Annotated in this window: 12 protein-coding genes; 8 read left to right on the top strand and 4 right to left on the bottom strand. The window is 71.4% G+C overall.

What is annotated here, in order from left to right:
* Positions 1 to 10 precede the first annotated feature (10 nt).
* On the bottom strand, positions 11 to 1072 hold the full coding sequence (locus AB0I59_RS10300) for a HesA/MoeB/ThiF family protein (protein ID WP_358131870.1): 1062 nt from the start codon (positions 1070 to 1072) through the stop codon (positions 11 to 13).
* A gap of 144 nt (positions 1073 to 1216) precedes the next feature.
* Here AB0I59_RS10300 and AB0I59_RS10295 point away from each other — a divergent pair, with 144 nt between their 5' ends.
* From AB0I59_RS10295 to AB0I59_RS10275, 5 genes are all read left to right on the top strand, one after another.
* A complete protein-coding gene (locus tag AB0I59_RS10295; RefSeq protein ID WP_061258293.1) occupies positions 1217 to 2608 on the top strand; it encodes a class II fumarate hydratase in 1392 nt (463 codons plus the stop codon).
* 167 nt (positions 2609 to 2775) lie between these two features.
* Positions 2776 to 3570, top strand: coding sequence for a 3-hydroxybutyrate dehydrogenase (locus AB0I59_RS10290; RefSeq protein ID WP_061258377.1), 795 nt, complete (start codon positions 2776 to 2778; stop codon positions 3568 to 3570).
* A 1-nt stretch (position 3571) separates the two neighbouring features.
* Positions 3572 to 5425 carry a helix-turn-helix domain-containing protein gene (locus AB0I59_RS10285; RefSeq protein ID WP_061258290.1) on the top strand — a complete coding sequence of 618 codons (1854 nt, stop codon included), beginning with the start codon at positions 3572 to 3574 and terminating at the stop codon, positions 5423 to 5425.
* Positions 5426 to 5502: 77 nt separating this feature from the next.
* Complete coding sequence (locus AB0I59_RS10280; RefSeq protein WP_358131867.1) at positions 5503 to 6846, top strand: MFS transporter; 1344 nt, start codon at positions 5503 to 5505, stop codon at positions 6844 to 6846.
* Between the two features lie 48 nt (positions 6847 to 6894).
* On the top strand, positions 6895 to 7905 hold the full coding sequence (locus tag AB0I59_RS10275; RefSeq protein ID WP_061258287.1) for an alpha/beta fold hydrolase: 1011 nt from the start codon (positions 6895 to 6897) through the stop codon (positions 7903 to 7905).
* Here AB0I59_RS10275 and AB0I59_RS10270 read toward each other — a convergent pair.
* On the bottom strand, positions 7887 to 9815 hold the full coding sequence (locus AB0I59_RS10270) for a glycosyltransferase (RefSeq protein WP_358131865.1): 1929 nt from the start codon (positions 9813 to 9815) through the stop codon (positions 7887 to 7889). The genes AB0I59_RS10275 and AB0I59_RS10270 overlap by 19 nt on opposite strands.
* An 84-nt stretch (positions 9816 to 9899) precedes the next feature.
* Complete coding sequence (locus AB0I59_RS10265) at positions 9900 to 10499, bottom strand: aggregation-promoting factor C-terminal-like domain-containing protein (protein WP_308066722.1); 600 nt, start codon at positions 10497 to 10499, stop codon at positions 9900 to 9902.
* A gap of 365 nt (positions 10500 to 10864) precedes the next feature.
* Between AB0I59_RS10265 and AB0I59_RS10260 the strand changes: the two genes are divergently transcribed.
* The 3 genes from AB0I59_RS10260 to AB0I59_RS10250 are packed head-to-tail and all read left to right on the top strand — an operon-like array spanning position 10865 to position 13586.
* On the top strand, positions 10865 to 11539 hold the full coding sequence (locus AB0I59_RS10260; RefSeq protein WP_082777222.1) for a response regulator: 675 nt from the start codon (positions 10865 to 10867) through the stop codon (positions 11537 to 11539).
* Positions 11536 to 12966 carry an ATP-binding protein gene (locus AB0I59_RS10255; RefSeq protein ID WP_061258282.1) on the top strand — a complete coding sequence of 477 codons (1431 nt, stop codon included), beginning with the start codon at positions 11536 to 11538 and terminating at the stop codon, positions 12964 to 12966. The genes AB0I59_RS10260 and AB0I59_RS10255 overlap by 4 nt, the downstream gene beginning before the upstream one ends.
* 20 nt (positions 12967 to 12986) lie before the next feature.
* Positions 12987 to 13586, top strand: coding sequence for a hypothetical protein (locus tag AB0I59_RS10250; RefSeq protein WP_358131862.1), 600 nt, complete (start codon positions 12987 to 12989; stop codon positions 13584 to 13586).
* Positions 13587 to 13603: 17 nt separating this feature from the next.
* On the opposite strand, the gene phoH2 is transcribed toward AB0I59_RS10250, so the two are convergent.
* The gene (gene phoH2 / locus AB0I59_RS10245; protein ID WP_228636903.1) at positions 13604 to 14908 is read right to left on the bottom strand and encodes an RNA 5'-3' helicase PhoH2; all 1305 of its coding nucleotides are present in this window, start codon (positions 14906 to 14908) and stop codon (positions 13604 to 13606) included.
* Positions 14909 to 14952: the final 44 nt, after the last annotated feature.

Here is a 14952-nt window from a genome sequence, read left to right as displayed (position 1 = left end):
GAGTCAAGATCTAGTCGCGGCCGCAGACGACGCAGTCGCCCCGGGACGGATACCGCACGTAGACACGATCATCAGGAGCCACCAGATTCACGCCGTGCACATAGCCGGGAGGGACCTCGGGCACGCCGGTGAGCAACGTGATCACGCCCTGGGCGACGAGGAGGCCGGAGATCCCGGCGGACGTGGCGATCACGCCGGGCCACGCGAAGTCGGTCACGTGGCCGCGTTCCTTCCCTTCCGCGAGAAAGCACTCGAAGCAGGGATAGCCCGGCGCGAAGACCCCCACCGACACCTGCGGCCCCGCATATCCCCCGCCGACCCAGGGGATCCCCGCCGCCGCGGACGCCCGGTTCGCCCAGCGCCGGATCCCTCCCTGTACGCGCGGCTCGTCGGCGCACAGAGCGAGGACGTCGCAGCCCGCGATCAGCTCGGACAACTCCTCCTGGCTGCCGATCCGCCGGATCTCACCCGTTATCTCGATGTCCGAATTGATCTCTCGCATGCGGGCGAGAGCGGCCTCCACCTTCGCCCGGCCGATGTCGGCCTCGCCGAAGAGCATCTGCCGGTTCAGGTTCGACAGCTCCACCTCGTCGGGGTCCACGCAGTGGATCGCGCCCACACCCGCCGCGGCGAGCGCCCACGCCGCGTGGCAGCCGGTGCCGCCCATGCCGAGCACGACGACGCGGGACCGCCGCAGCCGTAGTTGCGGCTCCCACTGATGTTCCCTCGGCCGCAGGTCGATCCACCGGAAGTAGTCGGCGTTCCTGCTGTATCTCGCGCGTTGCCGCGCGTCGAGTTGCTCGGGCACCGGCGCGTCCGCGTCCTCGACGTGCCCGGAGGCCAGCAGCGTGTCCACGACCCCTTCGACATCCAGCCCGGGGAACCGCCGCCGGAGGCACTCGACGACCGCCTGCCGGTCCCTGCTGCCGTCCATGAGTTCCAGGGCCGCCCAGGCGCAGCCGTACGGGTCGGAGATCTCCGAGGCCAGCCCGTAGATCTCCCCTCCGATCCGGACCGTGCGCTCGCCGGAGCGGTACGGCTGATGTTCGGGCTTCACCCGCGGACGTCGCACCCGCCCTCCCCGGTCGCCATCCCCTTGCTCGCGAAAGTCAAGGCGACTTTGCCGGATAAGTCAGGACATGACAAGGCATGGACATCACCCGTTCCTTCACCGGCCGGGCGAAGCGGTCCTCCGTGGTCTTGATAGGACTGGGACATGGACGACTTCCGGATCGAGCACGACTCCATGGGTGAGGTTCGGGTGCCCGCCGCGGCCAAATGGCGGGCGCAGACCCAGCGGGCCGTGGAGAACTTCCCCGTCTCAGGGCGGGGCCTCGAACCCGCGCACATCTCCGCGCTCGGCCACATCAAGGCCGCCTGCGCCACCGTCAACGCCGCGTACGGAATCCTCGACGAGGACATGGCGCGGGCCGTACGGGAGGCGGCGGACGAGGTCGCGGCCGGGCGGTGGAACGACCAGTTCCCCGTCGACGTCTTCCAGACCGGCTCCGGGACCTCGTCCAACATGAACGCCAACGAGGTGATCGCCACCCTCGCGGAGGAGCGGCTGGGCCGGCCTGTCCACCCCAACGACCACGTCAACGCCTCGCAGTCGTCCAACGACGTGTTCCCCTCGTCGATCCACATCGCGGCCACCCAGGCGGTCACCCACGACCTGACCCCCGCGCTCGAGCACCTCGCGACCGCGCTCGAGGAGAAGTCGGTCGAGTTCGCCGACGTCGTGAAGTCCGGCAGGACACACCTGATGGACGCCACCCCGGTCACGCTCGGCCAGGAGTTCCGTGGATACGCCACGCAGATGGAACTGGGCATCGAGCGGATCCAGGCGGTGCTCCCCCGGCTCACCGAGTTGCCGCTGGGCGGCACCGCGGTCGGCACCGGAATCAACACGCCCGATCCGGCCTGGGCCGGCAGGGTGATCGAGGAGCTGAGCCGCTCGACCGGCCTGCCGTTCACCGAGGCCAGAGACCACTTCGAGGCGCAGGGCGCCAGGGACGGCCTGGTCGAGCTGTCCGGCGCGCTCAAGGTGATCGCCGTGTCCCTCAACAAGATCGCCAACGATCTGCGCTGGATGGGGTCGGGCCCGCGGGCCGGGCTCGGAGAGATCAACCTGCCCGACCTCCAGCCCGGATCATCGATCATGCCGGGCAAGGTCAACCCGGTGATCCCGGAAGCGGTCACGATGGTCGCCGCGCAGGTGATCGGCAACGACGCCACCATCACGATGGCGGGCGCCTCCGGCGCGTTCGAGCTCAACGTGATGCTCCCGGTGATGGCCCGCAACGCGCTGGAGTCGATCCGGCTGCTCGCGAGCGTCTCGCGGCTGCTCGCCGACAGGTGCGTGCGCGGGATCACCGCCAACGTGGACCGGCTCAGGGAGTACGCCGAGTCGTCCCCGTCGATCGTCACCCCGCTGAACCGCTACCTGGGGTACGAGGAGGCCGCCAAGATCGCCAAGCAGGCCCTCGCCGAGCGCAAGACGATCCGCCAGGTGGTCGTCGAACGCGGTCACGTAGCCGACGGCACGCTCACCGAGAAGCAGCTCGACGAGATCCTCGACGCCCTGTCCATGACCCGGCCCGCGTGACCCGCGCCCACGGCGCCGCGCGGACCACGGCGCCGGACCACCGCGCCGGACCACGACACGCCCGCCACGACGCGCCCGCCACGGCGCCTCGACCACATAGAAGGGGACCGATATATGTCCACGGCCACCATGGGCCGGTCGCTTTGTGATTCCTAGGGTTGGTCGTCATGACGAGCCTTGAGGGGCGGACGGCCCTGGTCACGGGCGGGGGCAGTGGCATCGGCCGGGCGTGCGCCCTCCGGCTCGCGGCCGCGGGCGCGCGCGTGGTGGTCGCCGACATGAACGCCGAGAGCGCCGCCGAGGTCGCCGCCGAGGTCGGTGGCACCCCGGTCGCCGTCGATCTGTCCGACCCGAGTTTCCTGCACGCCTGGCGCGACGTGGCGACCCGGCAGGCGCCGGAGGCGCCGTCGCCGGACGTCCGCCTCACGGCCGACATCGTCGTCAACAACGCGGGCTTCCAGCACGTCGCGCCGATCGAGGAGTTCCCGCCGGAGATCTTCGCCAAGATCCTCAAGGTGATGGTCGAGGCGCCTTTCCTGATCGCCAGGGCCGTCCTGCCCGGCATGTACGAGCGCGGCTGGGGGCGGATCGTCAACATCTCCTCCGTTCACGGCCTGCGCGCCTCGCCGTACAAGTCCGCGTACGTGACGGCCAAGCACGCGCTGGAGGGGTTGTCCAAGGTCATCGCGCTGGAAGGCGCCCCTCACGGCGTGACCTCCAACTGCGTCAATCCCGCGTACGTGCGGACCCCGCTGGTGGAGAACCAGATCGCGGCGCAGGCGCGTACGCACGGGATCGGCCCGGACGAGGTCGTCGAGCAGATCATGCTGGCCCCCGCGGCGATCAAGCGCCTGGTGGAGCCGGATGAGGTCGCCGAGCTGGTGGCCTATCTTTGCGGTCCACAGGGCTCGTTCATCACCGGAGCCTCGATTCCGCTCGACGGAGGATGGAGCGCACGCTGAGGTGAACGTCTATCTCGAACTCCTCGCCCGTGAGGCCTCGGCCGTGGAGTTCGAGGGGCCGGTGCTCCAGGCCCGCGCGGCCGGCCTCGACACGACCGCGCTCGAGGAGGACAAGGTAGCGGCCCTGAAGGTCCGGGCCATGCTGCGCAGGAGGGCCAAGCGCGAGGCCGAGCTGTCGGCGCTCTTCGACACCGCGGGCGACCTGGCCGGGCTGACCGACCTCGACGCCGTGCTGGAGGCGATCGTGCAGCGGGCCAGGCGTCTGCTGTCCACCGACATCGCCTACATGACGCTGCACGACCCCGAGCGCGGCGACACCTGCATGCGGGTCACCGACGGCTCCATCTCGGCGCGCTTCCGCGAACTGCGGCTCGCGATGGGAGCGGGGCTCGGCGGGCTGGTCGCCCAGTCGGGCACGCCGTACAACACGGCGGACTACTTCGCCGACGAGCGGCTGCGGCACACGCTCACGATCGACGAGGCGGTGCACGAGGAGGGCCTGGTCGCGATCCTCGGCGTGCCGCTGCGGCTCGGCACGCAGGTCATCGGTGTGCTGTTCGCGGCCAATCGGAGCGCCCGGCCCTTCGTCCAGGAGGAGGTGGCGCTGCTCTGTTCGCTGGCCGCGCACGCCGCGGTCGCGATCGACACCGCGCGGCTGCTCCAGGAGACGCGGGCGGCCCTCGCCGAGCTGAGCGGCGCCAACACCGTGATCAGCGCGCACAGCGAGGCCATCGAGCGGGCGGCAGACGCGCACGACCGGATGACCGGGCTGGTGCTTCGCGGCGGCGGCGTGGAGGACGTCGCCGCGGTCGTCACCGAGGTGCTCGGAGGCACCGTCACAGTCCTCGACGACGAGGGGCGCCCGCTGGTGGGCCAGGCCGCCGACCTCGACGCCGGAGTCTTCGACGCCGCCCAGTCCTCACGCGCGCTCGGCCGTACGGTCAAACGAGGCGGCGCCTACGTGGCGTCGGTGGACGTGGGGGCGGCGCCGCTGTGCACGCTGGTGCTGCGGACCGAGCAGCTCGTGGCCGCCGCCGACCAGCGCATCCTGGAGCGGGCCGCGATCGTCACCGCGCTGCTGCTGCTGTTCCGACGCAGCGTGGCCGAGGCCGAGGGCCGGGTGCGCGGCGAGCTGCTCGACGACCTGATCTCCCGGCCCGACCTCACCGGGCTCGGTGACCGGGCGCGCAGGCTGGGCGTGGACCTCGACCGACCGCACGTGCTCGTCGTCACCCGCCACGAGGGGCAGCGGGAGCGCGCCGCCTTCTGGGCGTCGTCGCAGGCCGCGCTCGCCCACGGTCTGGCCACCACGCGCGGGGACGAGGTCGTGCTGCTGCTCCCGGGGGACAAACCCGGCGCGGTCGCGCGCCGCGTCGCCCGCGAGCTGAGCTCCTCGCTCGGCCGTCCCGCCACCGCGGGGGCCGCGCGGGCGGCGGGGACCGTCTCCTCCGCCGTGTCCGCCGCCTACCGCGAGGCGCAGCGCTGCGCGGACGCCCTGATCGCGCTCGGGCGGTCCGGGCACGGCGCGAGCGCGGAGGAACTCGGCTTCGTCGGCCTGCTGATGGGCGAGGGGCGGGACGTATCGGGCTTCCTGACGTCCGCCCTCGGCCCCGTCCTGGACTACGACGGGCGGCGCGGGACGGCGCTGATCAGGACCCTGACCGCCTACTTCGGCGCGGGCGGCTCACTGTCGCGTACGGCCGACGCCCTGCACATCCACGTGAACACGGTGACGCAGCGGCTCGACCGGGTGGCCCAGCTCCTGGGACCGGACTGGCAGGAGCCGGAGCGCGCCCTGGAGATCCAGCTCGCCCTGCGCCTGTACCGCCTCCGGAGCCACATAACCGACGGGTGAGGTATGTGCCGACCGGCCATAGGAGTGACATGCGTCACACCATATGGTGGCCGCACCCCCCACCCGAGGAGTTCCCCGTGGCCAACGAAACACGGACCCCGATCGGCAAGGTCGTCAGCGCCAGCCTGATCGGCACCACGATCGAGTGGTACGACTTCTTCCTCTACGGCTCGGCCGCCGCACTCGTGTTCAACAAGCTGTTCTTCCCGGCCGAGGACGCCCTGACCGGCACGCTGCTCGCGTTCCTCACGTACGCCGTCGGCTTCGCCGCCCGGCCTCTCGGCGGCCTGATCTTCGGTCACTACGGCGACCGGCTGGGCCGCAAGCGGCTGCTCGTGGTCAGCCTTCTGATGATGGGCGGCGCGACCGTCCTGATCGGCTGCCTGCCGACCTACGCGACGCTCGGCGCGGCGGCTCCCCTGCTGCTCACCGCGTTGCGGCTGGTGCAGGGCTTCGCCCTGGGCGGCGAGTGGGGCGGCGCGGTCCTGCTGGTCTCCGAGCACGGCGACCCCAAGCGGCGCGGCCTGTGGGCCTCCTGGCCCCAGGCCGGCGCGCCAGGCGGAAACCTGCTGGCCACGGGGGTGCTCGCGATCCTCGCGGCCGTCCAGTCCGACGAGGCGTTCCTCGCCTGGGGCTGGCGGATCCCGTTCCTGCTCTCCGGCCTGCTGGTGTTCGTCGGACTGTGGATCCGGCTCACCGTCACGGAGTCGCCCGTGTTCAAGGAGGCGCTGGCCAACCAGGCTCCCGAGCAGAAGGCCCCGATCGTCGATGTGCTGCGCCATCACTGGCGTGACGTCCTGGTGGCGATCGGCGCGCGGCTCGCAGAGAACGTCTCCTACTACGTGATCACGGCGTTCGTCCTCGTGTACGCCACCACCGCCGCGGGCATGCCCAAGCAGACCGCGCTCAACGCGGTGCTGATCGCCTCCGCGGTCCACTTCGTGACCATCCCGATGTGGGGGGCGCTCTCCGACCGGCTGGGCCGCCGGCCCGTCTATCTGATCGGCGCGGTGGGCGTCGGCCTCTGGGCGTTCGCCTTCTTCCCGCTCGTCGACAGTGGGTCGTTCGCCCTGGCGACGGTCGCGGTGACCGTCGGCCTGCTCTTCCACGGGGCGATGTACGGCCCGCAGGCCGCGTTCTTCTCCGAGCTGTTCGCCACCAGGATGCGCTACTCCGGCGTGTCCGTGGGCTACCAGCTCGCCTCGATCGTGGCCGGGGCGCTCGCCCCGATCATCGCGGTCGCCCTGCTCAAGGAGTACGCCTCCGGCGTCCCGATCGCCATCTACGTCGCCGTCTCGGCGGTGGTCACGGTGATCGCCGTGGTCGCGGCCAAGGAGACCCGCGACCGTGACCTCACCGCCGTCGAGCCGACCTCCGGGTCACGACGGGCCTCCACGGCCCGCGTCGGCCAAGAGCCCTGAGAAACGTGACGATGTGACACCCCGACCCCGCCTACCTGGAGCCGCACCATGATCTCAGCTGAGCGCATCAGCACCGCGCGTTCGACCCTCAACGTCCTCTCCGTGCCGGGGACCACCGGCGAACCCGTGCTGTTCGTCCACGGGAACGTGTCGTCGAGTACCTTCTGGCGCTCGACCATGCTCGCACTGCCCGCCGGCTTCCGCCCGCTCGCCGTCGACCTGCGCGGGTTCGGCGACTCCGACCCGGCGCCGGTGGACGCGACCCGCGGACTGCGCGACTACTCCGACGACGTCCTGTCGCTCCTCGACGTGATCGGCGCCGCCCATCTGGTGGGCTGGAGCATGGGCGGCGGCGTCGTCCTCCAGGCGCTCCGCGACCGGCCGGAAACGGTCAGGAGCGCCACGCTGGTCAACCCGGTCTCGCCGTACGGGTTCGGCGGGACGACGGGGCCGGACGGCGTCCTGACGCACCCGGACGGCACCGGCGCCGGCGGCGGCGCCGCCAATCCCGACTTCGTGGCGGCCCTGCGGGCGGGTGACCGGTCCGCGGACTCCCCGGTGTCGCCGCGTACGGTGCTCCGCACGGCCTACGTGGTCCCGGGAGCCGATCTGGGCGACGACGAGGACGCCTTCGTCGAGTCGATGTTGTCCACCCGGCTGGGCGAGGACCACTATCCGGGTGACACGGCGACCGCGGCCGCCTGGCCGGGCGTCGCGCCGGGCAAGCGCGGCGTGCTCAACACGATGGCGCCGACCTACTTCCGGATCGACGACCTGCACACCATCGACCCGAAGCCGCCCATCCTGTGGATCAGGGGCACCGAGGACGTGATCGTCTCCGACACGTCGCTGTTCGACCTGGTCCACCTGGGGGCGATCGGCGTGGTACCCGGCTGGGACGGCACGCCCGCCCAGCCGATGGTCACCCAGACGCGGGCGGCGCTCGACCGCTACGGGAACTACCGGGAGGTCGCGATCCCCGGCTGCGGCCACAGCCCGCACATCGAGAAGCCGGCCGAGTTCCGCGCGGCGCTCACCGCTCAGCTGAGCGCGGCGTAGCCCGGGATCCTGGCGGCGATCCTCCGGAACAACGAGGGGGTGGGCCGCGTACCGGCCGGCCGCACCCTGACGTGCCCCCGGAAGCCCACCTCCAGCGTGAACCGCAGATCGACGTCCTTGCCCTCCGTCCGAAGCCCCGGCCGCCACGCGCCGGGGCCGAGGCAGCCCTCGCCACCCAGCCTGCGTACGGGCACCTTCGCGATCAGCTGGCCGGCCAGCCGTCCGGGCACGCCGGGCTCGACGAGGGCGGGGACCGTCATGCCCCGCCCCCGGCCACCCATCTGGCGGAGCACCAGCTCGACCGCGGGACCGCCGCTCGGCGGCACGTACGGCACCGGCACCACGACGTACACGTCGTCGTCGCTGTGGGTGACCGAGGCGCGGGGCGACACCAGGGCGATGGACTCGGGGAAGGACTGCGGCTCTACGCAGACGCTGAGCTCGCCCTTCCCCGACCAGCACGGCATGACCAGCCGCCGGGGATAGTCCGCGAGGACGCCCGCGCAGTTCATCGGCGCCTCCGCCCTGGCGACCCTGGTGCGGGCCGGGTGGACGCCGCGCATCCGCACGTGCACCTCCCACAGGCCGGGACGCAGCGGGCGCCCGAGCGCGGCGGAGCCCACGTCGAGCCGGGCCTGGCCGGCGGCCCACACCCGGACCCCGTCGCCGTCGCGGCCGTGTTGGACGGTGCTGGTCACCGGGAGGAAGTAGACGACGCCGGTCTGCGCGTCCCGGATGTAGACCTCCATCCGCGCCCGCCGCGCCGCCTCCGTCACGTCGGCCATCTCGGGGGCGAGCAGTCCCTCGATGGGGGTCGGCGGCATCCAGTACAGGCGGCCGTTCTCCGCGTGGAACCGCAGCGGTGCGCCGCCCGCGTCGACGATCTCGACGGCCAGGTCCATGGTGAGCACGCTCTGGTCCCAGCGGACTTCCTGCAGCTCGGCGCGCAACCGGGTCCCGCGTGACGCCGCGGCGAGCCTGGCCAGTTCCTCCTGGCGGTCCGCCCGCAGCAGCGCGGCACGGGCCCGCAGGTGCACCGGAAGGTACGCGTCGAGCCGCGCGGGTACGCGCTCCTGGACGAGTTCCCTGAGCCGGGCGAACAGGACCGTCCGGTGGTGGTCGCCGGCCGCCTCGAACCGGGCGCCGCCGAGCCGGCGCAGCCCGAGCACGCGGAACCAGTGGGCCTGGATCCGGTCGCGCCGCTGCCCGGGCGGCGTGTACGCCTCGACGATGTCGAGGATGGTCCGCAGCCCGGCGACCAGCGCGGCGGGATCCTCTTGCCCGTCCTCCTGGGGGGTGGCGACCTGGCAGCAGATCTGCCCGGCGTGGATCGCGATGGCCCGCGCGGCGAGGTAGGCGTGGGTGACGAACGCCTGCTCGGCCAGCGGGCGGTCGGGGAAGCGGATCTGGTTCTCGGCGAGGAAGCCCATCCGGAACAGCTTGTGCGCCGTCGGCAGACCCAGCAGGCGGTCACGGAGGACGTCCGCGCGCTCCCTGCTGCCGGTGAAGGCCGAAAGCGGCGTCCCCTCCCCCGCCAGCCTGCCCACGAGCACGTCGGCGCCGGACCGCATGGCCATGCCGTACATGTTCTGGAGGGCGCTGTGCTCCAGTCGGTCGTACTGGTTCATGAAGTACACGTAATCGCCGCGGGCGACGGAGAGGGCGACGTTGCGGCCTCTCGTGGGACCGCCACTGTGGTCCAGGTGGAGCACCCGGACGTTCTCGCGCACGCCGGCCACGGTGTCCAGCTGTTCGCGGGTGCCGTCCGTGGAACCGTCGTCCGCGAAGATCACTTCGTACTGCTCCGCGGGCAGCGACTGCTCCAGCAGGGAGCGCACGCACGCGTCGAAGGCGTCGTCCGCCGGCCCGGGATCGCAGACGGAGACCACAACACTGACCTTCACACCCATGACGCCAAGGGTGCCCGGCGAACGGAGCGGACTCCGCGGTCTTGCCGAAAGGTCGACCAAACCTGACCAGGGCTAGGGACGCACTTAGTACCAGCCGGTGGCCTGGGAGTGGCCCCAGGCGCCGCACGGGGTCTTGTAGCGGCCGGCGATGTAGCCCAGGCCCCACTTGATCTGGGTGGCGGCGTTGGTCTGCCAGTCGGACCCGGCGCTCGCCATCTTGCTGCCGGGCAGGGACTGGGGGATGCCGTAGGCGCCGCTGTAGCGGTTCATCGCCCGCTCGTTCCAGTGGCTCTCCTTGTCCCAGAGCCGTTCCAGGCAGCCCCACTCGGAGTCGCCCCAGCCGCGCGCGGCGGCCATCTCCCTGCCCAGCGCCTTGTTGCTGCCGGGGTCGGGCTTGGAGCCGGGCGGGAAGTCCGCCGGGTTGAAGCCGCCGCCGCCCGGCGCCTGCTTCGGGATCTTGACGGGGTCGAGGTCGGCCTTGGGCGTGTCCCGGCTCGCCTTCAGCCGGGCCTCCTTGAGCGACTGCGCGGCCTGCGCCTTCATCGCGTCGATCGCGGGATTGGCGACGGAGGGGTCCCCGGCGAGCAGTTCGGGAAGCGACACCGGGTTGGGCGGGGTGTTCGCGTTCTCGATCGCCGTACGGACGAGGAGCGTGGTGGCCCCGCCGACCAGGACCAACGTCACGCCGATGATGATGACGCGCTTGGGGGTCAGCAGGCTCGGACCCGACCGGCGCTTGGAACGGGAACGCGACGGGCGCTCCCTCAGCTGCTGACCAGAACTCACGACCTATGAGCTTGCCCTGTACCCGGGGGTGTCGCGCAACCCAAACAATAAAGTCCGTTGGTGAATTCTTTGCCCTAACCGCCCGGTACGTGGGCTTTCCTGAAACATGTGATATTCATCACACAGGTCCGCCCCTCGGACCCCCGCGCCGAAGGGAGGACCCTTTCGCGAGCTTGCACGCCGTTCGTCCTGACCAGGTGCGCGCCGCGTTACGGTTTCATGACACCCCCAGGAATTCCCGACATACAGTCCATAATGTCCGCGTGGCTGGCATCCTCCTGGTCGAAGACGACCCTTCCGTTCGCATGGGGCTCGAGCTCGCGCTCACCCGCCAGGGCCACTCCGTGACGGCGTACGCGACGGGGGAAGAGGCCCTGGCCCACGTACGGGCCCGGCGCCCGGAGATCGTGATCCTCGACGTGATGCTCCCGGGCATCGACGGGGTCGAGGTGTGCCGCCGCATCCGCAAGCTGGACTCGCTGCCGGTCATCCTGCTCACCGCGCGGGGCGACGACCTCGACGTGGTCGTGGGTCTGGAGGCCGGCGCCGACGACTACGTGGTCAAGCCGGTGGAGCCACGGGTGCTCGACGCGCGGATCCGGGCCGTCCTGCGGCGCCTGGAGTCCGCCTCCTCCGACCGGATCAGCTTCGGCGACCTGCTGGTGGACCGGGGCGCGCTCAAGGTGACGCACAAGGGGCGCGAGATCCACCTCACCCCGACGGAGCTGCGCCTGCTGCTCGAACTGGTCCGCCATCCGGGCCAGGTACTCAACCGCCGCTACCTGCTCAGGACCGTGTGGGACCACTCCCACGTCGCCGACTCGCGGCTGGTCGACGCGTGCGTGCAGCGGATCAGGGCGAAGATAGAGCCGGTGCCGGCCGAGCCGGTCTTCATCCACACCGTCCGCGGCTTCGGATACCGCTTCAGCCCGCCATGAGCTGGGTTCCCACCGGCCTGCGCGGCCGGCTGGTGATCACCTTCCTGCTGGTGGCGATCATCGCCTCCGTGGCCGTGGCCGGGCTCGGCTACCAACTCGTCCGCAGGGAACTGCTGGACCGAGTGCAGCGGGTCTCGGTCTCCGACATCCGCGACACGCTGTCCCGGGTCGCCCTGCCGGTCGGCGCCAGCGACGTCGTGTGGCCGAGCGACTCCACGGTGACCGACGAGGACCTGGGCGACCTCGTGAACGCGCTCAACGGGCCCGACCGCGCGGTCATCGTCACCTACGGCGGCCACCGGCGCATCAGCCGCGGCTCGCCCTTCACCATGACCGACGTGCCCGATCAGCTCCGCTGGCAGGCCACCCGGCGCCTGGTGTTCCAGCGGCTCAGGCTGAACGACCGGCCGTGGCTGCTGGTCGCCACCCAGATCCACCGCGCCAACCAGAACGGCGTCGTGCGCGGCACCGGCCTGAGCGCGTACGTCTTCGTCTCGCTGAGCGACGAGGAGGGCGTCCTCAACCGGCTGCGGGGCTCGCTCCTCCAGGCGGGCGGGATCACGCTGGCGATCGCGCTGACCGTGGCCCTGCTGTCGGCCTGGCAGGTGCTGCTCCCCGTACGCAGGCTCGGCACCGCCGCGCGCATGCTCGGCGCCGGCGAGCTGCACATCCGGCTCCCCGTACGCGGGAAGGACGAGCTGGCCGAGCTCACCGCCATCTTCAACGAGACGGCGGAGGCGCTGGAGGAGAAGGTGACCGAGCTGCGCACCCTGGAGGCGATGTCCCGGCGCTTCGTCGCCGACGTCTCGCACGAACTGCGCACGCCCCTGACCGCGATGACCGCGGTGACGGACATGCTCTCCGAGGAGGCGGACGGCCTGCCGGACGACGCGGGCGAGGCGGTGCGCATCGTGCTCCGCGAGATCGACCGGCTCAAGATCCTCGTGGAGCACCTCATCGAGGTCAGCCGCTTCGACTCCGGCGCCGCCGTACTGCGCAGGGAGAACGTGGACGTGGGCGACACCCTGGCCGACTGCCTGGAGGTACGCGGCTGGGCCGACCAGGTGAAGCTCACCGTCCCGATCGGGCTGATGTTCTCCCTCGACCCCCGGCGCTTCGACGTGATCGTGGCCAACCTCGTCGGCAACGCCCTGCACCACGGGGCCCAGCCGGTGCTGGTGAGCGCCAGAGTACGGCCCAGCGGCCTCCAGGTCACCGTACGCGACCACGGGGAGGGCATCCCGGAGCGGTCGCTCCCCCACGTCTTCGAGCGCTTCTACAAGGCCGGTGCGGGCCGGGCGCGCAGCGTCGGGAGCGGCCTGGGGCTGGCCATCGCCAAGGCCAACGCGGAACTGCACCGCGGCACGATCGAGGTACGACGATGCGACCCCGGCACCCTTTTCACGTTGTGGATCCCCGCGCCGTGACCCGCGTCATGAGCCGCGTCATGAGCCGTGTCACCGCGGGCCGGATCACGATGGACCAGATCTTGGCGGGCCGGGCCGTGCTGGGCCGGGTCGTGCTGGGCCGGCTGGCCGGGGTCGTGCTGCTCCTCGCCGCGGTCGCGGGGTGCGGGGTGGAGCCGACGAGGGTCAACGACGGCGGCCCGCCTCCGGTCATCAGCGGCGCCTCGACGGTTGTGCGCGTCTACCTCGTCCGGTCGGGACGGCTCGAGCCCACCAGCGTGGCCGCGACGTCCTCGCACGTCAACGATGTTCTCTCCGCGCTGTTCGGGGCCGGGCGGCGCCCGCCCAGCGGCGTCGGCACCGCCCTGAGCCGCATGCGGCTGGCCCAGGTCCAGCTCATGCGGTACACGCCCGATCCGAGCAGCCGCAACGATCCGGACAGCGTGGGCCTGCGGCTCCGGGTGTTCGTCAGCGGGCCGAAGATGTCCAGGATCGCGATGGCCCAGATCACCTGTACGGCGCGGCTGCGCCCGGAGATCTGGGCCGTGGAGATCGCGCAGGGCGACGCCGAGACCCTGAAGATCCACACCTGCCGGGAGTACTGGGATCTGGCACCGCAGAACGGCCATCTCCCGCCCTGACCCCCGGCAGGCCGGGATCAGAAGGTGATGTCCTCCAGCATCTCGGTCACCAGGGCGGCGATCTGCGACCGCTCCGACCTGGTGAGCGTGATGTGCGCGAACAGCGGATGCCCCTTGAGCTTCTCGACCACCGCGACCACGCCGTCATGCCGGCCGACGCGGAGGTTGTCGCGCTGGGCGATGTCGTGGGTGAGCACCACCCGCGAGTTCGCGCCGATGCGCGACAGCACGGTGAGGAGCACCCCACGCTCCAGCGACTGGGCCTCGTCCACGATGACGAACGCGTCGTGAAGCGAGCGGCCGCGGATGTGCGTGAGCGGGAGGACCTCCAGCATTCCGCGGTCCAGGACCTCTTCGATCACCTCGGGCGTGGTCACCGCGCCGAGCGTGTCGTAGACGGCCTGGGCCCAGGGGCCCATCTTCTCGTTCTCCGAACCCGGGAGGTAACCGAGCTCCTGGCCGCCCACGGCGTACAGCGGGCGGAAGACGATGACCTTGCGGTGCTGGCGGCGCTCCAGCACGGCCTCCAGGCCCGCGCAGAGGGCCAGGGCCGACTTCCCGGTGCCCGCGCGTCCCCCCATGGAGACGATGCCCACCTCGGGGTCCATGAGGATGTCGAGCGCGATCCGCTGCTCCGCCGACCGGCCGTGCAGACCGAAGACCTCGCGGTCGCCCCGGACCAGGCGTACGGACTTGTCGGGCATGACGCGCCCGAGCGCGGAGCCGCGGCTGGACAGCAGCCGCAGGCCGGTGTGGCAGGGAAGGTCGCGGGCCTCCTCCAGGTCCGCGTTGCCGCTCTCGAAGAGCGCCTCGACGTCCTCGGTGGTCACCTGGAGTTCGGCCATGCCGGTCCAGCCCGACTCGACCACCATCCCGGCGCGGTACTCCTCCGCGGCGAGGCCGATCGAGGCGGCCTTGACGCGCATGGGCAGGTCCTTCGAGACGAGCACCACGTCGCAGCCCTCGGCCGCGAGGTTCTGCGCGACTGTGAGGATGCGGGTGTCGTTGTCACCGAGGCGGAACCCGGCCGGAAGGACCGACGGGTCGCTGTGGTTGAGCTCCACCCGGATGGTGCCCTCGCCGATCGGCATGGGCTCGTCCAGGCGACCGTGCCGCACCCTGAGGTCGTCGAGGAAGCGCAGTGCCTCGCGGGCGAAGTAGCCGAGTTCAGGATGCTGCCTCTTGGCCTCCAACTCGGTGACGACGACGACCGGGATGACGACCTCGTGCTCTGCGAAGCGGCTCATCGCCGCCGGGTCGGCGAGCAGGACGGAGGTGTCAAGGATGTAGGTGCGGGTCGGGTTACTCGAGGACTGTGCCACGCGTTCTCCCCCGGGCGCCTGGAAAGGGCACCCTGCCGTGAATG

It is taken from the genome of Microtetraspora glauca, from assembly GCF_040656155.1.
In the GTDB taxonomy this organism is placed as follows: domain Bacteria; phylum Actinomycetota; class Actinomycetes; order Streptosporangiales; family Streptosporangiaceae; genus Microtetraspora; species Microtetraspora glauca.
Note: the sequence above shows the minus strand (reverse complement) of the source record. Positions and strands in the feature narration are given on the sequence as shown.

Bases quoted from the DNA above. Each gene is read 5' to 3' on its own strand.
- AB0I59_RS10295 (WP_061258293.1), top strand. From the start codon at position 1,217: ATGGACGACTTCCGGATCGAGCACGACTCCATGGGTGAGGTTCGGGTG.
- AB0I59_RS10290 (WP_061258377.1), top strand. From the start codon at position 2,776: ATGACGAGCCTTGAGGGGCGGACGGCCCTGGTCACGGGCGGGGGCAGT.
- AB0I59_RS10275 (WP_061258287.1), top strand. From the start codon at position 6,895: ATGATCTCAGCTGAGCGCATCAGCACCGCGCGTTCGACCCTCAACGTC.
- AB0I59_RS10270 (WP_358131865.1), bottom strand. From the start codon at position 9,815: ATGGGTGTGAAGGTCAGTGTTGTGGTCTCCGTCTGCGATCCCGGGCCG.
- AB0I59_RS10255 (WP_061258282.1), top strand. From the start codon at position 11,536: ATGAGCTGGGTTCCCACCGGCCTGCGCGGCCGGCTGGTGATCACCTTC.
- AB0I59_RS10250 (WP_358131862.1), top strand. From the start codon at position 12,987: ATGAGCCGTGTCACCGCGGGCCGGATCACGATGGACCAGATCTTGGCG.